Below are 19,240 nucleotides of genomic sequence, written 5' to 3' on the forward strand. Positions count from 1 at the left end.
CAGAACGGAGATTTAGGAGCATAAAAGGAGGAGCAACGAGAATCCGGCGGATGCTTTTATCCAATAACTTGAGACAGCACTGACAGCTGCGCTCGAAAGTTAAAGTAATTTGTTAAGAGTAAGATTTTTTCGGTATTACAAAAGCGCTTCTGCTGTTGATTGAAGCAAGGTGGGAAATGGCTATTACTGCGATTGCCGCCGCCGGAATTCCAGAGCAGGCCTGCTGATAATAAACAGCCCTGTCGCCTTTAATTCAAGCAGGGAAAAGAAAAAGGTGGAGAGTCGATCTGTAAGCCGGGTTCTGTCTTGAACAGTCATTCGTCTACGATGGCCATCACTGGACATCTTTAGCAACCTACCCGGTCCCAGCGCGGGCCACGCCTTGGGACCCTATTTGGTCTTGCTCCAAGTGGGGTTTACCTAGCCACGAACTGTTGCCAGACGTGCGGTGCGCTCTTACCGCACCTTTTCACCCTTACCGGCGCCGAAGCGCTTAGGCGGTTATTTTCTGTGGCACTTTCCGTAGGCTCACGCCTCCCAGGCATTACCTGGCACTTCGCCCTATGGAGCCCGGACTTTCCTCCCCCCCCTAATTTTCATAGAGGGCAGCGACTGTCCGATCGACTCTCCGCCGCGCAGGTTAACGGCAGAGCGCTCGAAGAACAAGCGCTAATAGCCCGCCAACCGGTCTGCGCGACGGGTTACGCGTCTTTTTGCTGATCCAGCGCGACTTGATACAGCACGTTTTTGCGCTCACCGGTGATTTGCGCTGCCAAAGCGGCCGCACGCTTGAGCGGCATCTCTTCGAGCAGCAGATTGAGGATGCGCATCGCCTCGCTGCTCACGGCATCTTCTGACTCCGGCGCAGTCCAGCCAGCCACGACCACCACACATTCGCCACGCTGCTGATTGCTGTCCGCCTCGACGAATGCCCGCAGCTCGGCCAGCGGCAGCCCCTTGAGGGTTTCAAAGGTCTTGGTGATTTCCCGGGCAAGCAATGCCGGGCGATCAGCGCCAAACACGGCTTCCATATCCTGCAGACACTCAAGAATACGATGCGGCGCCTCGTAGAAAATCAGCGTGCGCGGCTCTTCCTTGATGGCTTCAAGGCGTGCCTTGCGTCCAACCGCCTTGGCCGGCAGAAAGCCTTCGAAGATAAAACGGTCGGATGGCAGACCGGCCGCGGACAAGGCAGCAATCAGCGCACAAGCCCCCGGCACCGGCACCACATTGATGCCGGCTGCACGGGCCTGACGCACCAGGTGATAACCCGGATCGGAAATCAGCGGGGTACCGGCATCGGAAATCAGCGCGACGTTGTCGCCTGCCAGCAGACGAGTGATGAAACGACTGCCTTCATCACGTTCGTTGTGCTCGTGACAGGCCGCCAGCGGCGTGGAGATGCCAAAGTGCTGCATCAGACGCTGGGAATGGCGCGTGTCTTCGGCGGCGATCAGCGCCACCTCGCGCAGGATCTTCAACGCCCGGGCGCTGATGTCATCCAGGTTGCCGATGGGCGTCGCCACCACATAAAGCGAGCCTGCAGCGGAATTCAAAGCACCTGGAGCAGTCAAAGCGCACACCTCATGATCGGTAAAAACCGCCATTGTAGCGCGTCGCGCAACTGACGATGCGGCCGCGGCAGACACGGTTTGTCGCACCATTGTGCGGTCGCGCAACATTTACATCATCTAAATTGACGGTTTCACACCAGTAACATCGCGCCCCGGCCAGCGCTTGGGTACAATTCGACGCTAATTTGATCGAGTATCAGGAACACTTACATGATCGCTTGTCTGCGGCTGTTCACTGCCCTCTGCCTCGCTGCCTTGCTGGCGGCCTGCGCCAGCTCCCCTTCCTCCAGCCTTGGCGAACTTCCACGGACTCCGGATGCCAGCATCGAGCAACTGCTCGAACAGGCCGCCCAGGCCAAATCGCCGGACAAGGCTGCGCTGCTGCGCCTGAGTGCGGCGGACATGGCTTATCGCCAGGGCAATGCCGGACAGTCCGCGCAAATCCTGCAACAAGTGCCGATGGAGCAACTCCAGCCAGGCCAGCAGGCATTCGCCAGCACTTTGTCTGCTGAACTGGCGATGACCCGCAATCAGCCCAAAGCCGCACTGGCAGCCTTGAACCATCCAAGCCTGCAACGCCTGAGCGAAATGTCGGTGCCGTTGCAGGTTCGCGCCGGCACCGTTCACGCCCGTGCCCTTGAGGCCGACGGTCAGACCCTGGCTGCGGCACGCGAGCGCATTTTCATTGCGCCGATGCTCGAAGGCGAAGCCGCGAGCAAGAACCACGAAGCCATCTGGACCCTGATCGCCTCGCTGCCGACCGATCAACTGCAACCCAACGGGACCGACGACCTCGCCGGCTGGATGAGCCTGGCCCTGGCCGTGAAAACCGCCGGCACCCTGGAACAGCAACAGGCAGCCATCGACGACTGGCGCTCTCAGCACCCGAAACACCCGGCCGCCATCAACCTGCCGCTGCCACTGACCAAACTCAAGGAGCTGGCCAGCCAGCCCCTGAGCAAGATCGCCCTGCTGCTGCCACAGGACGGCCAACTGGCCTCTGTCGGCAAGGCACTGCGTGACGGCTTCATGGCCGCGCACTATCAGGCTCAGCAAGCCGGCCAGAAGCCACCGGCCATCGTGTTCTATGACAGCTCGCACCTGACCAACATGGACGAGTTCTACCGCAAGGCCCAGGCCGACGGCGTGCAACTGGTTGTCGGGCCGCTGGAAAAACCACTGGTCAAACAGCTGAGCACCCGCCCGCAACTGCCAATCACCACCCTCGCTCTGAACTACAGCGAAGGTGACCAGGGCCCGGCGCAGCTGTTCCAGTTCGGCCTCGCCGCTGAAGACGAGGCCCGTGAAGTCTCCCGCCGCGCCCGCGCCGACGGCCTGCACCGCGCCGCGATCATGGTGCCGAAAGGCGAATGGGGCGACCGCGTCCTGCGCGCCTTCAGCCAGGATTGGCAAGCCAACGGTGGCAGCATCGTCGCCACCGAACGCGTTGACCAGCCAGTACAACTGGCCCAGCAAATCGCCGACATGTTCCAGCTGCGTCAGAGCGAAGCCCGTGCCAAGAGCCTGCAGAACGCCGTCGGCACCAACGTTGCTGCTCAGCCTTCGCGTCGCCAGGACATCGAATTCATTTTCCTCGCCGCGACACCGCAACAGGCCCAGCAGATCAAGCCGACCCTGAACTTCCAGTACGCCGGTGACGTTCCGGTCTACGCCACTTCCCACGTGTTCAGCGCCAGCGGCGACGTGAACCAGTACAACGACATGAACGGTGTGCGCTTCTGCGAAACCCCTTGGCTGCTGGATACCAACGACCCGCTGCGCAAACAGGTCGCCGCGCAATGGCCACAAGCCTCCGGCAGTCTTGGTCGTCTGTATGCAATGGGTGCCGATGCCTACCGCCTGGCCCCGCGCCTGAGCCAGCTCAAGACCCTGCCGGACAGCCGCATCGAAGGTCTGTCGGGCAGCCTGGGCATGACCCAGAGCCAACGCGTGGTACGCCAGTTGCCATGGGCCCAGTTTGTCAGCGGCCAGATCCAGCGCCTGCCGGACACTCCGCGCTGATGCCCGACAGGTCACACCTGCAAAGCGGCAAGGATGCCGAGCGTCAGGCGCTCGAGCATTTGCAACACCAGGGTCTGCGCCTCCTGGCGCAGAACTGGTTATGTAAACGCGGCGAGCTTGATCTGGTCATGCTTGATGGCGATACAGTAGTATTCGTCGAAGTACGTTACCGAAAGAACACTCAATGGGGTGGAGCGCTCGACAGTATCGACGGGCGCAAACGGCAGAAACTGATTTTCGCCGCACAATATTTTCTTCAGCGCGAGTCGCGCTGGGCAAATTCCCCCTGCCGCTTCGACGTGGTGGCCATCGACAGCCATCAGGATCAGTTGAACTGGTTGCAGAATGCGTTCGACAGTTGACCGCCTGCACCGACCCGGACATTTTCACTCAACACTTTTGCTCTTTGCTTTGCGGGCTGCACATTCACGTGCCGGACAGCCGCGCCAATTAAGGTCACACAGATGGACATGCAATCCCGAATTCGCCAGCTTTTTCAGGCCAGTATCGACACCAAGCAACAGGCGATGGACGTACTTGCACCGCACATCGAGCAAGCCAGCCAGGTAATGGTCAACGCCCTGCTCAACGAAGGGAAAATGCTCTCGTGCGGCAACGGCGGCTCGGCCGGCGATGCCCAGCACTTCTCCTCGGAACTGCTCAACCGTTTCGAGCGCGAGCGTCCGAGTCTGCCTGCCATCGCGCTGACCACCGACAGCTCGACCATCACCTCGATCGCCAACGATTACAGCTACAACGAAGTGTTCTCCAAGCAGATCCGCGCACTCGGCCAGCAAGGCGATGTATTGCTGGCGATTTCGACCAGCGGCAACTCGGCGAACATTATTCAAGCGATCCAGGCCGCACATGATCGCGAAATGATTGTCGTAGCATTGACCGGTCGCGATGGCGGCGGCATGGCGTCACTGCTGCTGCCTGAAGACGTCGAAATTCGCGTACCGGCCAACGTCACCGCACGTATTCAGGAAGTCCACTTGCTGGCGATCCATTGCCTCTGCGATCTGATCGACAGCCAACTGTTCGGGAGTGAAGAATGACCCCTAATCGCCTTGGCCTTCTGGCCTTGACCCTGTGCCTCGGCATTTCTGGCTGCACCTCGGTGGTGAACGCCAGCCGTGAAGCACCGATCGAAGACGATCGCGGCACCCGCACCTTCGGCAGCAAGATCGACGATTCGCTGATTGAAACCAAGGTCGGTGTCAACGTGGCCAAGGCCGACCCGGCTCTGGACAACGACTCGCACATCGTCGTGACCAGTTTCAACGGTGTCGTGCTGCTGGCTGGACAGACCCCGCGCGAAGACCTGAAGGCCAAGGCCGAACAGGCTGCCGCCAACGTGCAACGCGTGAAGAAAGTACACAACGAGCTGCAAGTGATTGCGCCTTCGAGCTTCCTCGCCCGCCAGAACGATTCCTGGCTGACGACCAAGATCAAAACCCAGATGCTCACCGACGCCAGCATTCCTGGCTCACGCATCAAGGTCGTGACCGAAAACGGCATCGTCTATCTGCTTGGCCTGCTGACCAAACAGGAAGCCGCACAGGCCACCAATCTGGTGCAGGGTGTTTCTGGCGTGCAGAAAATCGTGAAGCTGTTCGAATACATCGACTGATACACAAAGCGCAGGCACAAAAAAGGCGATCCGGTTGGATCGCCTTTTTTATTACTTCACCACTTTCAGGCTTGGCCGACCGCTTGGGCGCGGCGGCTCGCTGTCCGGTGGCGGAACATCGTCATCCTGCTCGATCTCGTCTTCGTCATCCATCGGCGACTCCAGATCGAACACCATGCCCTGACCGTTCTCCCGGGCATAGATCCCCAGAATTGCAGCAATCGGCACGTACAGGCTATGAGGAACGCCACCGAAACGACCTTCGAAGGTCACGACGTCGTTGTCCATGTGCAGATGCCGCACGGCACTTGGCGAAATATTCAGGACAATCTGTCCGTCACTGGCAAAGCCCTGTGGCACCTGTACCGCCGGGTACTCGGAATTGACCAGCATGTGCGGGGTGCAATCGTTATCCACAATCCACTCGTAGAGCGCGCGGACCAGATAAGGTCGACTGGAGTTCATAGCGGCTCCTTAAGCCTTAGCGCATGTCGCGTTCGACACCAGACAGACTCGCCTGGAAAGCCTCACGCGCAAATTGACGCTCCATATAATCAAGCAGCGGCTTGGCAGGCCGCGGCAGTTCTATACCCAGAATCGGCAAACGCCAGAGTATTGGCAATAGGCAGCAATCCACCAGACTTTGTTCCTCACTGAGGAAAAACGGCTTGTCGGCGAACAGCGGCGACACACCCGTCAGGCTCTCGCGCAATTCCTTGCGCGCCACGGCACGCGCCGCTTCCTTGGTGCGCGAATCCAGAATCAGATCCACCAGACCACACCAGTCGCGCTGAATGCGGTGAATCAGCAGACGACTGTTGGCACGCGCCACCGGGTACACAGGCATCAATGGCGGATGCGGGTAACGCTCATCCAGGTATTCCATCACCACGGTCGACTCCCACAACGCCAGGTCACGATCGACCAGCGTCGGAAGACTGCCGTAAGGGTTTACTTCAATCAGTTTAGGCGGCTGGCGACCAGCCTCCACAAAAATGATTTCGGCGCTGACACCCTTCTCTGCAAGCACGATGCGCACTCGGTGGGAATAGTGGTCGGCGGGGTCGGAGTAACAGGCCAACCGATTGGTCACGCCCATGGCGATCCTCCTCGCTTGTTGAAATAGTCGGAGCCGGAAAAACGCGCGCGCCCAGAGGGCGCCTCCCGCAAAACATGGCTGACCAGGCTTTGCATTTCAGAGACGCCCTTGGGCGCGCGCGATTAACAGCAATTGCTTGAAGCGTATCAGTGCACGTCTTTCCAGTATTCACGCTTGAGCAGGTAGGCGAACACAAAGAAGAACGCCAGGTACAGCAAGACGTAAGTACCGATGCGCTGATGTTGCAGCTTAACCGGGTTAGCCGAGTAAGCCAGGAAGGTTACCAGATTCTTGACCTTCTCATCGAACTGCTCTTCGTTGAGAGTTCCGGTTTTCGGCACGATGGTCAATTGATCGCACGCCTCATGAGTCAGAGGCGTACCGGTCAGCGGATCATATTGCTTCTTGCCGTCTTCGACGATCTGTACCTGCTTGCAACCCACGACCTGACGACCTTGCAGGCCGACCAGCACGTTAGGCATGCCGACGTTCGGGAAGACCTTGTTGTTCACGCCCCAAGGACGCGCCGGATCCTCATAGAACGAACGCAGATAACCATAAAGCCAGTCGGTACCACGAACACGCGCCACCAGAGTCAGATCCGGAGGCGCTGCACCGAACCAGGTCTTGGCGTCGGCCGGCTGCATGCCGATGTTCATGTGATCGCCGATCTTGGCACCGGTGAACACCAGCTTCTCCAGCATCATTTCGTGCGGGATGCCGAGATCGTCGGCCACACGCTCATAACGCTGGAACTTGGCACTGTGGCAACCCATGCAATAGTTGGCAAAGGTGCGTGCACCATCCTGCAGGGCAGCCTTGTCGGAAACGTCGATGTCGACTTTTTCCAGTTCCGGGCCACCGTGTTCCGCAGCAAAGGACAGCACTGGCAGAGCAGCAAAAATCAGAGCAAAAAATAACTTTTTCATCAGCCAGTCACCCTTTCCGGAACCGGTTTGGTCTTCTCGAGCCTGGTGTAGAAAGGCATCAGAATGAAGTAGGCGAAATACAGGAAGGTGCAGATCTGCGACACCAGCGTGCGCTCCGGCGTCGGGGCCAGAACCCCCAGAATGCCGAGGATCACGAAGGAAATGCAGAACACCACCAGCCAGATTTTGCTCATCCAGCCTTTATAGCGCATTGACTTGACCGGACTGCGGTCGAGCCACGGCAGGACGAAAAGCACCGCAATGGCCGCACCCATGGCGATAACGCCCATGAGCTTGTCAGGAACCGCACGCAAGATCGCGTAGAACGGCGTGAAGTACCAGACCGGCGCAATATGCTCTGGCGTCTTGAACGGGTTGGCCTGCTCGAAGTTTGGTTTTTCGAGGAAGTAGCCGCCCATTTCCGGGAAGAAGAACACGATGAAGCAGAAGATAAACAGGAACACCACCACACCGACGATGTCTTTCACGGTGTAGTACGGGTGGAAAGCGATACCGTCCAGCGGCACACCGTTTTCGTCTTTGTGTTTCTTGATGTCCACGCCATCCGGGTTGTTCGAACCCACTTCGTGCAGTGCCAGAATGTGCAGCACCACCAGACCGAGGATCACGATCGGCAGAGCGACCACGTGCAGGGCGAAGAAGCGGTTCAGGGTAATTCCGGAAATCAGGTAGTCACCACGAATCCACTGAGTCAGGTCGTTGCCGATGACCGGAATCGCACCGAACAGCGAGATGATCACCTGGGCGCCCCAGTAGGACATCTGCCCCCATGGCAACAGATAACCCATGAAGGCCTCAGCCATCAGCGCCAGATAGATCAGCATGCCGAAGACCCACACCAGTTCGCGCGGTTTCTGGTACGAACCGTAAAGCAGGCCACGGAACATGTGCAGATAGACCACGATGAAGAACGCCGAAGCGCCGGTGGAGTGCAGCAAACGCAGGATCGAGCCGTACTCGACGTCTCGCATGATGTATTCGACGGAGGCGAACGCCTCTTCCGCCGACGGGGTGTAGCTCATGGTCAGCCAGACACCGGTGACGATCTGGTTGACCAGAACGAGCAGTGCCAGCGAGCCGAAGAAGTAGAAGAAGTTGAAGTTTTTTGGCGCGTAATACTTGCTGAGATGGTCTTCCCACATTTTGGTGGCGGGGAAGCGCGCATCAACCCAATCCATGAACTTGCTCATCACGCTTTCTCCGTATCGACGCCAATGACAATCAGATCATCGGTCTCATAGGAATGCGGGGGTACTGGCAGGTTCAAAGGCGCAGGTTGCGACTTGTAGACGCGGCCAGCCAGATCGTAGTGGGAACCGTGGCAAGGGCAGAAATAGCCACCTACCCAGTCTTTGCCCAGATCCGCGGGTGCCACTTCGGGACGGAAGGTCGGTGAGCAACCCAGGTGAGTGCAGATCCCGATCAGCAGCAGGATTTCCGGCTTGATCGAACGCACCTCAGGGTCGACATAGGTGGGTTGCGTGGAGTTTTTGGAGGTCGGATCGGAGAGCTGGCCCTCGATCTTCTTGAGATTCCCCAGGATTTCCGCAGTACGGCGAACAATGAATACCGGCTGGCCGCGCCATTCAGCAATCATCTGCTGTCCGGGCTCGATTTTGCTGACATTCACTTTCACCGGTGCGCCGGCAGCCTTCGCCTTGGCACTGGGAAACCATGACCCCACGAACGGGACCGCAGCCCCCACCGCTCCTGCAGCACCCACCACGGATGTGGCCGCTACCAAGAAGCGACGCCGGCCTGCATTCACGCCGTCATTGCTCATTCAGTCCTCTCCCATCAGCTTTGTGGCCTGTTAAATCAGGCATCTACTAAATATGAAACAATGTACTTATAAAAATTTTGCCGAATGGTAATGAAAACCCCCAATTCTGACAAGGTAATTACCCGGAGGGCTGGCCCTCAAGCCTTGTAGTATAGGGGGTCTACGAATGTGGCAAGTTGTCACAGCGCAATTATTCAAGAAATCGCACGCATAAAAAAACGCCCGGTTCCGTGAGGAATCGGGCGTTCTTTTTGAACGTGGAAGCGGAATTAACGCTTCGAGTACTGCGGACGCTTACGCGCTTTACGCAGACCAACTTTCTTACGTTCAACTTCACGGGCGTCGCGGGTAACGAAACCAGCTTTGCGCAGAGCGCTACGCAGGGTTTCGTCGTAGTCCATCAGAGCGCGAGTGATACCGTGGCGGATTGCGCCAGCCTGACCACTTACACCACCGCCGATCACGGTGACGTAGATGTCGAACTTCTCGACAGTCTCGGTCAGTTCCAGCGGCTGACGAACTACCATGCGGGCAGTTTCGCGGCCGAAGAACGAATCCAGCGAACGGTTGTTGATGGAGATGTTACCAGTACCCGGACGCAGGAAAACGCGTGCGGTTGCGGTCTTGCGACGGCCAGTGCCGTAATTTTGAGTCGCCGACATAATGAACTATTCCGTTAAATCTTCAGTTCTTGGGGCTGCTGAGCAGTATGAGGGTGTGCAGCGCCCGCATAGACTTTCAGCTTACGGTACATGTCGCGACCCAGTGGGTTCTTAGGCAGCATGCCTTTAACCGCGGTCTCGATCACGCGCTCAGGGGCCTTGGCGATCAGCTTTTCAAAGTTGATCGACTTGATGCCGCCCGGGAAACCGGAGTGGGAGTAGTACATTTTGTCAGTGGTTTTAGCACCGGTAACACGGATCTGCTCAGCGTTGATTACGACGATGTAGTCGCCGGTGTCAACGTGAGGAGTGTACTCAGGCTTGTGCTTGCCACGCAGACGGCTCGCGATTTCGGTGGCCAGACGACCCAGGGTCTGACCAGCAGCGTCGACGACAAACCAGTCGCGCTTTACTGTTTCCGGTTTAGCAGTAAAAGTTTTCATTCTTTATAGCCTCAGGGGCCGCCTGTAAATAAGACGGCGGATCTTACTGAATAGTGCGTACTTTGACAAGTCAAAGGCAGCCGGATACAGACGCTTTCGGGGGCTCGGGTCGGCGCGTCCGTTCAACGGCAAGATTCTTCGGCGGCGGGGCATCACTTCCACTGCAGAAAGAGGTCGGCAATTATGCAGATTGCGAAAAAAATTTCAACCTGCTTTTATGCTTGTTTTGCCCAAGGAGCACCCGATGGACTATCGCCAGCTAGGCCGTACCGACCTGAACGTGAGCGCAATCTGCCTTGGCACCATGACCTGGGGCGAGCAAAACACTGAAGCTGAAGCCTTCGCCCAGATTGAACGGGCCAAGGGCGCCGGGATCAACTTCATCGACACCGCCGAGATGTATCCGGTGCCGCCGAAAGCCGAAACCTACGCCACCACCGAGCGTTACATCGGCAATTACTTCAAGAGCCGGGGCGACCGCGCCGACTGGATCCTCGCCAGCAAGATCGCCGGCCCCGGCAACACCATCGACTACATCCGCGACAAAAACCTGCGCCACAACCGCCAGCACATTACCGAAGCAGTGGACGCCAGCCTCAAGCGTCTGCAGACCGATTACATCGACCTGTACCAACTGCACTGGCCGGAGCGCAGCACCAACTTTTTCGGACAGCTGGGCTACAAGCACAAGATCGAAGCCAACCTCACCCCGCTCGAAGACACCCTCGAAGCACTCGACGAGCAAGTGAAGGCCGGCAAGATCCGCCACATTGGCCTGTCCAACGAAACCCCGTGGGGCACCATGCGTTTCCTCGCCCTGGCCGAAGCCCGTGGCTGGCCGCGCGCGGTATCGATCCAGAACCCGTACAACCTGCTCAACCGCAGCTTCGAAGTCGGTCTGGCGGAGATCGCCATTCGCGAACAGTGCGGCCTGCTCGCCTATTCGCCGCTGGCATTCGGTTTCCTGTCGGGCAAGTACGAAGGTGGCGCCCGTCCGCCAAAAGGTCGCCTGAGCCTCTACAGCCGCTTCAGCCGCTACTTCAACCCGCAATCGGAAGCGGCGTGCAGCCGTTACGTGGCGCTCGCCCGGAAACATGGCCTGGATCCGGCGCAAATGGCGCTGGCCTTCGTCAATCAGCAACCGTTCGTCACCAGCAACATCATTGGTGCGACGACGCTGGAGCAACTGGACAGCAATATCGCCAGTTACGAGCTGAAACTGTCGAAGGAAGTGCTGGAAGGGATCGAAGCGATTCACAAAGATCATCCGAACCCGGCACCGTGATCAGCCGCTAAAAGCTTCGCGAGCAGGCTCGCTCCCACAGGTACAGCGTGATCCTTGTGGAAGCGAGCCTGCTCGCGAAGGGGCCAGTCAATTCACTGCGAAATTCATAGCGACCGCGCAATGATCTCCTTCATGATTTCATTGGTGCCGGCATAGATTCGCTGCACCCGCGCATCCGCCCATGCCCGGGCCACCGGGTACTCCCACATGAAACCGTAGCCGCCATGCAACTGCACGCACTCGTCGAGCACCTTGCATTGCAGGTCGGTGCCCCAATACTTGGCCATCGCCGCCGTCGGCACATCCAGCTTGCCCTGAAGATGCAGCTCCAGACAGCGATCGACGAACACCCGGCCGATCTGTATCTCGGTGGCCATTTCCGCCAGTTTGAAGCGCGTGTTCTGGAAGTCGGCAATTGCCTTGCCGAACGCCTTGCGATCACGGGTGTAATCCAGCGTCCACTGCAGCGCCGCCTCGGCCGAAGCCAACCCGCCAATGGCGACTGTCAGACGCTCCTGCGGCAATTCCTGCATCAGATAGGCAAACCCGGCCCCGGCCTGACCCAACAGGTTTTCCTTCGGCACTCGCACGTCCTGAAAGAACAGTTCCGAGGTGTCCTGAGCCTTCATTCCGACCTTCTCCAGGCGCTTGCCCTTGTCGAAGCCCGGCGTGTTCGCCTCCACCAGAAACAGGCTGGTGCCCTTTGCCCCGGCCTTGGGATCGGTCTTGGCCACGACAATCACCAGATCAGCCAGAAAGCCATTGGTGATGAAGGTTTTCGAGCCGTTGATCACATACTCGTCACCGTCCAGCACAGCGGTAGTCTTGACCCCCTGCAAATCGGAACCGGCACCCGGCTCGGTCATGGCGATGGCACTGACCATCTCGCCGGACACCAGTTTCGGCAGGTATTTGCGCTTCAGCGCCTCGCTGCCGTAATGCAGGATGTACGGCGCAACGATGTCCGAGTGCAGCGAGAAGCCGATGCCGGTCAGGCCCAGTCGCCCCACCTCCTCGATGACCACAGCGCTGTACAGGAAGTCCGCCCCCAACCCACCGTATTCCTCCGGCAGGTGTGAGCAGAGCATCCCCGCCTCCCCCGCCTTGTTCCAGAGTTTTCGGTCGATGTAGCCCTGTTTTTCCCACTGAGCATGAAACGGCACCGCCTCTTTTTCGAGGAATGTTCTTACGCTGTCGCGGAACAATTCGTGCTCGGAGCTGAACAGGGTTCTGGGGATCATGCGACACCTTTTCTTTATTCTTGAAGGGATCAGACCTTCAGAGACTAAGCCTCGCTACCGATACAGGACACTGGACACATCCGACAAAAAATAAGACGATCCAGCCGTCTGGTGACCACTTTCCCTTATAAAAACAAAAGTTGAATTATGTCCAAGCAAGTCTCCACGCCCTTGCGGCGCGTCAGCATCCTGGCGATCGACCGGGTTTTCGCTTCCACCCTCATGCAAGCCAAGGATTTCTTCCATCTGGCCAGCCTGCGTTACGGCAAACAACTGGGCCACGGCCTGACTCCGGCGTTCGAAACCCGCCTGGTCAGCCCCGACGGCAAACCGGTGAACAGCTTCAGTGACGTGATCATGCCGGTGGACGGCGGCCTGGAAAACGCCGACGTCATCATCCTTCCAGCCTTCTGGGACGATTTCGATACGCTGTGTCGGCGTTATCCACAGATTCTGCCGTGGCTGCGCGAGCAGCATGCCCGAGGTGCGGTGCTATGCGGCGAGGCCACCGGGGTGTTCTGGCTGGCCGAGGCCGGCTTGCTCAACGGCAAGGAAGCGACCACCTACTGGCGCTTCTTCAACGCCTTCGCCGAGCGTTTCCCGCAGGTCTATCTCAATCAGGACAAGCACCTGACCGACGCCGACAACCTGTACTGCGCCGGCGGCACCACTTCGGCCTGCGACCTCTATATCTATCTGATCGAACGCTTCTGTGGTGCCAATGTGGCGCAAGCCGTGGCCCGCGACATTCTTTATGAAGTGCAGCGCAGCTACTCACCGGGCCGCATTGGTTTCGGCGGCCAGAAGCTGCACCAGGACGTGATCATCCTGCAGATCCAGCACTGGCTCGAAGAGCATTTCGCCGACAAGTTCCGCTTCGAAGATGTGGCCCGCGAGCACGGCATGAGCATCCGCAACTTCATGCGCCGCTTCCAGACCGCCACCGGTGACAAGCCGCTGCACTACCTGCAACGGCTGCGCATCGAAACGGCCAAAGGCTTGCTCTCCGGCAGTCGCAAAAGCATCAAGACCATCAGTTACGAAGTCGGTTACGACGATGCGAGCTTCTTCGCACGGTTGTTCCGCCAGCACACCGAATTGTCACCGAACCAGTACCGGCAGCAGTTCCAGCAAGCTGCATGACGATTCGACCAGACACAAAAAAGGGCCTGCATCTGCAGGCCCTTTTTGTTTGCCGAATCCGCTCAGGGCTTGTGTGCCCGGGACAGGAACTCGTGGGATTGCATCTCCAGCAGACGGCTGAGGGTGCGCTGGAATTCGAACGTCAGGCGCCCGCCGGTGTACAGGTCTTTCAACTCGACTTCGGCAGAAATGATCAGCTTGACGTTACGGTCGTAGAACTCGTCGACCATGTTGATGAAGCGACGGGCGATGTCGTCGGTGGTGACACTCATCTGCTCCACGCCACTGAGCAGCACGGCGTGGAAGATCTTGCCCAGCTCGATGTAGTCGTTCTGGCTGCGCGGGCCGTCGCACAGTTCGCGGAAGTCGAACCAGGCCACGTCATCGCAGGTGCGCAGAGCGCGGATTTCGCGGTTTTCGATGATCAGTACATCGTTTTCCACGGCAGCTGTGCACTCAGGCGTCAGCGCACGGAAGCTCTTGCGCAGGCTTTCGTGGGCGGCTTCGTCGAGCGGGAAGTGGAACAGCTCCGCTTGTTCGAGGTGGCGCAGACGGTAGTCGACGCCGCTGTCGACGTTGACGATCTCGGTGTTCTGCTTGATCAGCGCGATGGCCGGCAGGAAGCGCGCGCGTTGCAGGCCGTCCTTGTACAGACCGTCCGGCACGATGTTCGACGTGGCGACCAGGGTCACGCCATTCTTGAACAGCTCTTCCATCAGCGTGCCGAGGATCATGGCGTCGGTGATGTCGGAAACAAAGAATTCATCGAAGCAGATGACCCGCGACTCCGTCGCAAAACGTTTGGCGATGATGGTCAGCGGGTTTTTCTCGCCGCCGAGGGTTTTCATCTCTTCGTGCACGCGCTTCATGAAGCGGTGGAAGTGAGTGCGGGTCTTTTCCTTGAATGGCAGGGCTTCGAAGAAGGTATCCACCAGGTAAGTCTTGCCGCGACCCACGCCGCCCCAGAAGTACAGGCCCTTGACCGGCGTCTGATCCTTTTTGCCAAACAGCTTGCCCAGCAAACCCGGCTTGTTCTGCTCGGCCGCGATCAGATCGTCGTACAGGCGCTGCAAGTGACGCACGGCAGTTTCCTGCGCCGCGTCATGGAAGAAGTCCGGGCGTTTCAGATCAGCTTGATATCGTTCTAGGGGCGTCATAATTCGTTAGCAAGGCAACAAAAACGGGCCGTCACTGTAGCGATGGCCCGTGGGAATGGCAATCGGCCCTTGGTCGGGCCGGCCCGTTGATTATTCCTGCGCGGGTGTCAGAGCGATCCGCAGAGCCTCGACGGCCGCGTCCCGCGCAGCCACGTCGGCGAACGCCGGGCTGTCGCCGACACACTCGCCTTCCAGCCAGACACTGAAACTCAAGTCTTCGCTGCGTACATCCAGTGCCTGACCCGATTGCAGCTGCTTGGTCACCTGACCGGCGGTCTTGCCGTCGGCAAAGTTGCGCGACAGCAGCAATTGCTCGCCATCGGCGGCCAGCAGACGGAAACGGAAGCTGCCGTCGTCTTCGCGGAAGCTGACGAAACGCGCGGCTTTCGCAGCTTTCTTCTTGGTGGTCGCGGCCACCTGAACCTGATTGACGAACGAACGCAGGCCGACCGCTTCGCGCAACTCGTTGAGAAACGGCGTCGCCACTGCACGGGCCTTTTTGGCCCCGTGTTGCAGGATGTCTTCCAGGTCCGCCGGGCGTTCGATCAACTGGTGATAACGCTCGCGGGACTCGCCCAGTTCGTTGTCGAGCAACTGGAACAGACGGTTCTTCGCCTCCCCCCAGCCCAGACCGCCCAGCAGCTCGCTGCGGAACTCGTCGGCCTGCGCCGGCGTGGCGAACGCCTGGAACAGGGTGAACAGGTGCGAGTTGTCCGGATCCTTGGCTTCGCCCGGTGCACGGGAGTCGGTAACGATCCGCGAGATCGCGTCCTTCATTTCCTTGGCGCTGGAGAACAGCGGAATGGTGTTGTCGTAGCTCTTGGACATCTTGCGACCGTCCAGGCCCGGCAATGTGGCCACGCTTTCCTCGATCAGCGCTTCGGGCATGGTGAAAAACTCCTTGCCCTGGCCAAACAGGTGGTTGAAGCGCTGGCCGATGTCGCGGGCCATTTCCACGTGCTGGATCTGGTCGCGCCCGACCGGCACCTTGTGCGCGTTGAACATCAGAATGTCCGCCGCCATCAGCACCGGGTAGCTGTACAGGCCCATGGTGATGCCGGCATCCGGGTCTTCGCCGGACTCGACGTTCTTATCCACCGAAGCCTTGTAGGCATGGGCGCGGTTGAGCAGGCCCTTGGCGGCAACGCAAGTCAGCAGCCAGGTCAGCTCGGGGATTTCCGGGATGTCGGACTGGCGGTAGAAAGTCACGCGATCCACATCCAGGCCACCGGCCAGCCAGGTCGCGGCGATTTCCAGGCGCGAGCGCTGAATGCGCAGCGGGTCATCGCACTTGATCAGGGCGTGATAGTCGGCCAGGAAGTAGAACGAATCGGCGTTCGTGTCACGGCTGGCGACGATCGCCGGGCGGATGGCACCGGCGTAGTTGCCCAGGTGCGGGGTGCCGGTGGTGGTGATGCCGGTGAGGATGCGGGTACGGTTCGTCATGGGTAATCGCTTGTCAGACTGCAATCAATTCGAGAGACGCGGCAGGATCAGATCCTTGAGATCGGTCAGCTTGCCATGAAAAAAGTGTCCGCATTCTGCCACTTTCAGCAGCTCATGGGGGCGCTGGAGTTTGTCGGACCAGTCGTAGACCAGTTGCGGATCGATCACTTCGTCGGTTTCCGGCTGGATGACAGTCAGCTCACCCTGCTGCGGCAGTTGATCCTGATCGCCCAGACGCATCACCGCCGGCGCCACCATGAACAGATGTTTGAGGTGCAAACCCTGCTCTTCGAGACGACCGCCGAGACTTGCTGCAACAAATCCACCGAAGGAGAAACCGAACAGGGTCAGCGGCAGATCCGGGTGTTTTTCCCGAAGCCACGCGGCGGCGGCCTGGGCGTCATCGACTTCACCGCTGCCCATGTCATGGGAGCCTTCGCTGGCACCGACGCCGCGGTAGTTGAAGCGCAAGGTAATCAGGCCCGCGTCGCGGGCGGTGCGCTGCAGGGTCGAGACGACCTTGTTGAGCATGGTGCCGCCCTGCACCGGATTGGGGTGGCAGATCAGCGCGATGCCGCGTGGCTGCTCATTCTCCAGATACAGACTCTCTAATTGACCCACCGGGCCATCAATCACTACAGGGGTTTCACGCATCAGCAAGGAAGGAACTCCGTGACCTCGAATCGGGTCGACTCGTCTAGCAAATTGTCTGTGCCAATCTATTGCGAGTGAATCGCGGTATACAGCGCAGGTTCGAGCCGTTAACGTAAAGCAAAGCCGTTTATAGAGGAAGGACTCGTGGAACACTCGCTCTTAGTTTGGTTGTTACCGACTCTTGCCCTGGTTGTGGGTGTCGCCATTGGTTTCCTGATCGCACGCGTTGCGCCGAATGCCGCGCCCAGCCGCACACAGCGTCAACTGGACGACATTCAGGAACGTTTCGACAGTTATCAGAATGAAGTGGTGACCCACTTCAACAGCACCGCCAACCTGGTCAAGAAGCTGACCCAGAGTTACCAGGAAGTGCAGGATCACCTCGCCGAGGGCGCCAATCGCCTGGCCCTGGACGAACAGACCCGTCAGCGTCTGCTGGCCTCTCTGCACTCCGAAGCGGCACAGGCTCCACGGGAGCGCCTGACGCCACCACGGGATCAGGAACCGCCGCGTGACTACGCGCCGAAGACCCCGAACTCGCCCGGCATGCTCGATGAGCATTACGGTCTGAAGAAGTAATCAGTCTTCGCACCAACAAAAAGCCCCCGGACAATCACTTGTCCGGGGGCTTTTTGTACCTGACGGTTACGGATACTGCTGAACCGTACCCGGCTGTTGCTGTTGACCACCGTACTGCTGACCCGGGATCGCCTTCAGGTTGACCTCGACGCGGCGGTTCTGTGCCCGGCCGTTGACGTCACCGTTGCTGGCAATCGGATTATCCGGACCGGCACCGCGGGCGCTCAGGTTGGCACCGCTGACGCCTTGCGAGGTCAGGTAAGTGGCCACGCTCTGTGCACGACGCTGGGACAGGTCCATGTTGTGCTGACGGCTGCCGGTGCTGTCGGTGTAGCCGACGATTTCGATCTGGTTCTGGTTGAACTCTTTCAGGGAGTTGGCCAGGTTGTTCAGCGGTTGATAGAAGCTTGGCGCGATGTTCGCCGAATCGGTGGCGAAGGTGATGTTGCCCGGCATGATCAGTTTGATCTGGTCACCCTGACGCTGCACCTCGACGCCGGTGTTGGCCATGCTGGCGCGCAGTTTCTTCTCCTGCTGGTCGGCGTAATAGCCGTAACCGGCAGCGGAAGCACCGACGACAGCAGCACCAATCAAGGCGCCCTTGCCGCGGTTGTTGTGGTCGATGGCGGCACCGGCCAGCGCACCGGCCAGTGCACCGAGGCCACCGTACTTGGCGGTTTTGCTCATGCCCTGAGAGCCACCGTCGGCCTGACCCTGATTGTCATATGGGTTGGGCGAGGCGCAGCCGGACAGTACGGCTACGGCAGTAGCGACAATAATCAAACGACGCGTGGTGAACATGGAGAGCTCCTACATTTTGCATTCTGTGGTGCAGCGGCCATTGGCAATCGGCCCGTGCGGGCGTTGGATCATGACAATGCACAAAAATTCCGCCGGGCACCCGTGACAAAATGTTTAGGCACGCACAAACGGGTTCTCGCGCATTTCATCCCCCAGTCGCGTATCCGGACCATGCCCGGCCACGACGGTCGCATCTTCATCCAGGGTATACAGCCGCTGCCTGATCGATCGCACGATGGTCGCCTGATCGCCGCCCCACAAATCCGTGCGCCCTACTCCGCGCCGGAACAACGTGTCGCCGGCAATCAACAGCTTAGCCTCGGAAAACCAAAAGCTCATGGAACCGGGTGTATGCCCCGGCGTGTGCAGCGCCACGCCACAGCCACAGGCCAGCTCCTCATCGTCGGACAGCCAGCGATCAGGCGCCGGAACCGGGGTGTATGGCACACCGAACATCTGGCACTGCATCTCCAGGTTGTCCCACAGGAACTGATCCTCTTTATGCAGGTGCAGGGTTGCACCGGTTTTTTCCTTCATCTGCCCGGAGGCCAGAAAATGATCGAGATGGGCATGGGTGTGGATGATGCTGACCACCTTCAGGCCCAGCGCATCAAGGCGCGCCATGATCAGATCGGGATTGCCGCCCGGATCGACGACGATGGCTTTTTTCGTGATCGGGTCGCCGATGCACTGCAACGGGCCGACGGGGAAGGTTTCGCGAATCAGAGCGGGCTTGTCGACGGTCATGGAAAATCCTGGACGAACGGC

21 protein-coding genes and 1 other RNA gene are annotated in these 19,240 nt (G+C 59.0%); 7 read left to right on the forward strand and 15 right to left on the reverse strand.

The window, feature by feature from the left end:
* Positions 1–274: 274 nt before the first annotated feature.
* Both rnpB and rsmI read right to left on the reverse strand, forming a co-directional pair.
* An RNA gene (gene rnpB, locus NE357_RS23795) (RNase P RNA component class A) lies at positions 275–628 on the reverse strand.
* Between the two features lie 73 nt (positions 629–701).
* A complete protein-coding gene (gene rsmI, locus NE357_RS23800) occupies positions 702–1,607 on the reverse strand; it encodes a 16S rRNA (cytidine(1402)-2'-O)-methyltransferase (protein ID WP_169431861.1) in 906 nt (301 codons plus the stop codon).
* A gap of 177 nt (positions 1,608–1,784) precedes the next feature.
* Between rsmI and NE357_RS23805 the strand changes: the two genes are divergently transcribed.
* The 4 genes from NE357_RS23805 to NE357_RS23820 all read left to right on the forward strand — a co-directional run bounded on the left by NE357_RS23805 (position 1,785) and on the right by NE357_RS23820 (position 5,229).
* On the forward strand, positions 1,785–3,596 hold the full coding sequence (locus tag NE357_RS23805) for a penicillin-binding protein activator (protein WP_169431862.1): 1,812 nt from the start codon (positions 1,785–1,787) through the stop codon (positions 3,594–3,596).
* Positions 3,596–3,958 (forward strand): YraN family protein, encoded by a 363-nt coding sequence (locus NE357_RS23810; RefSeq protein ID WP_011335870.1) that lies wholly within the window; start codon positions 3,596–3,598, stop codon positions 3,956–3,958. Before NE357_RS23805 ends, NE357_RS23810 begins: the two co-directional genes overlap by 1 nt.
* A 102-nt stretch (positions 3,959–4,060) precedes the next feature.
* Positions 4,061–4,654 carry a phosphoheptose isomerase gene (locus tag NE357_RS23815; RefSeq protein WP_169431863.1) on the forward strand — a complete coding sequence of 198 codons (594 nt, stop codon included), beginning with the start codon at positions 4,061–4,063 and terminating at the stop codon, positions 4,652–4,654.
* The gene (locus tag NE357_RS23820; protein WP_169431864.1) at positions 4,651–5,229 is read left to right on the forward strand and encodes a BON domain-containing protein; all 579 of its coding nucleotides are present in this window, start codon (positions 4,651–4,653) and stop codon (positions 5,227–5,229) included. The genes NE357_RS23815 and NE357_RS23820 overlap by 4 nt, the downstream gene beginning before the upstream one ends.
* 51 nt (positions 5,230–5,280) lie before the next feature.
* Here the strand turns inward: NE357_RS23820 and NE357_RS23825 are convergent, their stop codons facing one another.
* The 7 genes from NE357_RS23825 to rplM all read right to left on the reverse strand — a co-directional run bounded on the left by NE357_RS23825 (position 5,281) and on the right by rplM (position 10,166).
* The gene (locus tag NE357_RS23825; RefSeq protein ID WP_007956787.1) at positions 5,281–5,694 is read right to left on the reverse strand and encodes a ClpXP protease specificity-enhancing factor; all 414 of its coding nucleotides are present in this window, start codon (positions 5,692–5,694) and stop codon (positions 5,281–5,283) included.
* 16 nt (positions 5,695–5,710) lie between these two features.
* Complete coding sequence (locus NE357_RS23830; RefSeq protein ID WP_011335872.1) at positions 5,711–6,328, reverse strand: glutathione S-transferase N-terminal domain-containing protein; 618 nt, start codon at positions 6,326–6,328, stop codon at positions 5,711–5,713.
* Between the two features lie 146 nt (positions 6,329–6,474).
* The gene (locus NE357_RS23835) at positions 6,475–7,257 is read right to left on the reverse strand and encodes a cytochrome c1 (RefSeq protein WP_169431865.1); all 783 of its coding nucleotides are present in this window, start codon (positions 7,255–7,257) and stop codon (positions 6,475–6,477) included.
* Complete coding sequence (locus NE357_RS23840) at positions 7,257–8,468, reverse strand: cytochrome b (protein ID WP_065261493.1); 1,212 nt, start codon at positions 8,466–8,468, stop codon at positions 7,257–7,259. Before NE357_RS23840 ends, NE357_RS23835 begins: the two co-directional genes overlap by 1 nt.
* Positions 8,468–9,061 (reverse strand): ubiquinol-cytochrome c reductase iron-sulfur subunit, encoded by a 594-nt coding sequence (gene petA / locus NE357_RS23845; protein WP_003228055.1) that lies wholly within the window; start codon positions 9,059–9,061, stop codon positions 8,468–8,470. Before petA ends, NE357_RS23840 begins: the two co-directional genes overlap by 1 nt.
* Before the next feature lie 269 nt (positions 9,062–9,330).
* Positions 9,331–9,723, reverse strand: coding sequence for a 30S ribosomal protein S9 (gene rpsI / locus NE357_RS23850; protein ID WP_007961615.1), 393 nt, complete (start codon positions 9,721–9,723; stop codon positions 9,331–9,333).
* A gap of 14 nt (positions 9,724–9,737) precedes the next feature.
* Positions 9,738–10,166 carry a 50S ribosomal protein L13 gene (gene rplM / locus NE357_RS23855; RefSeq protein WP_003228062.1) on the reverse strand — a complete coding sequence of 143 codons (429 nt, stop codon included), beginning with the start codon at positions 10,164–10,166 and terminating at the stop codon, positions 9,738–9,740.
* Positions 10,167–10,410: 244 nt separating this feature from the next.
* On the opposite strand from rplM, the gene NE357_RS23860 reads away from it, so the two are divergent.
* Entirely contained in the window at positions 10,411–11,451 is a 1,041-nt protein-coding gene (locus tag NE357_RS23860) for an NADP(H)-dependent aldo-keto reductase (RefSeq protein ID WP_169431866.1), read from the forward strand.
* Positions 11,452–11,555: 104 nt separating this feature from the next.
* On the opposite strand, the gene NE357_RS23865 is transcribed toward NE357_RS23860, so the two are convergent.
* A complete protein-coding gene (locus tag NE357_RS23865) occupies positions 11,556–12,692 on the reverse strand; it encodes an acyl-CoA dehydrogenase family protein (RefSeq protein ID WP_169431867.1) in 1,137 nt (378 codons plus the stop codon).
* A 246-nt stretch (positions 12,693–12,938) separates the two neighbouring features.
* Between NE357_RS23865 and NE357_RS23870 the strand changes: the two genes are divergently transcribed.
* A complete protein-coding gene (locus NE357_RS23870) occupies positions 12,939–13,835 on the forward strand; it encodes a GlxA family transcriptional regulator (protein WP_169432702.1) in 897 nt (298 codons plus the stop codon).
* A 62-nt stretch (positions 13,836–13,897) separates the two neighbouring features.
* Here NE357_RS23870 and zapE read toward each other — a convergent pair whose 3' ends face one another.
* The 3 genes from zapE to NE357_RS23885 all read right to left on the reverse strand — a co-directional run bounded on the left by zapE (position 13,898) and on the right by NE357_RS23885 (position 17,092).
* Entirely contained in the window at positions 13,898–14,992 is a 1,095-nt protein-coding gene (zapE, locus tag NE357_RS23875) for a cell division protein ZapE (RefSeq protein ID WP_085606932.1), read from the reverse strand.
* A gap of 90 nt (positions 14,993–15,082) precedes the next feature.
* Positions 15,083–16,438, reverse strand: a complete 1,356-nt coding sequence (locus tag NE357_RS23880; protein ID WP_169431868.1) for a tryptophan--tRNA ligase — start codon at positions 16,436–16,438, stop codon at positions 15,083–15,085.
* Positions 16,439–16,462: 24 nt separating this feature from the next.
* Positions 16,463–17,092: an alpha/beta hydrolase gene (locus NE357_RS23885; RefSeq protein ID WP_169432703.1), complete on the reverse strand. Its 630-nt coding sequence runs from the start codon at positions 17,090–17,092 to the stop codon at positions 16,463–16,465.
* Positions 17,093–17,236: 144 nt separating this feature from the next.
* On the opposite strand from NE357_RS23885, the gene NE357_RS23890 reads away from it, so the two are divergent.
* Positions 17,237–17,671, forward strand: coding sequence for a YhcB family protein (locus NE357_RS23890; protein WP_039766275.1), 435 nt, complete (start codon positions 17,237–17,239; stop codon positions 17,669–17,671).
* Positions 17,672–17,737: 66 nt separating this feature from the next.
* On the opposite strand, the gene NE357_RS23895 is transcribed toward NE357_RS23890, so the two are convergent.
* On the reverse strand, positions 17,738–18,472 hold the full coding sequence (locus NE357_RS23895) for an OmpA family protein (RefSeq protein WP_065261680.1): 735 nt from the start codon (positions 18,470–18,472) through the stop codon (positions 17,738–17,740).
* A 114-nt stretch (positions 18,473–18,586) separates the two neighbouring features.
* A complete protein-coding gene (locus NE357_RS23900; RefSeq protein ID WP_169431869.1) occupies positions 18,587–19,219 on the reverse strand; it encodes an MBL fold metallo-hydrolase in 633 nt (210 codons plus the stop codon).
* Between the last annotated feature and the right edge of the window lie 21 nt (positions 19,220–19,240).

Source organism: Pseudomonas sp. G7(2022) (assembly GCF_052660475.1).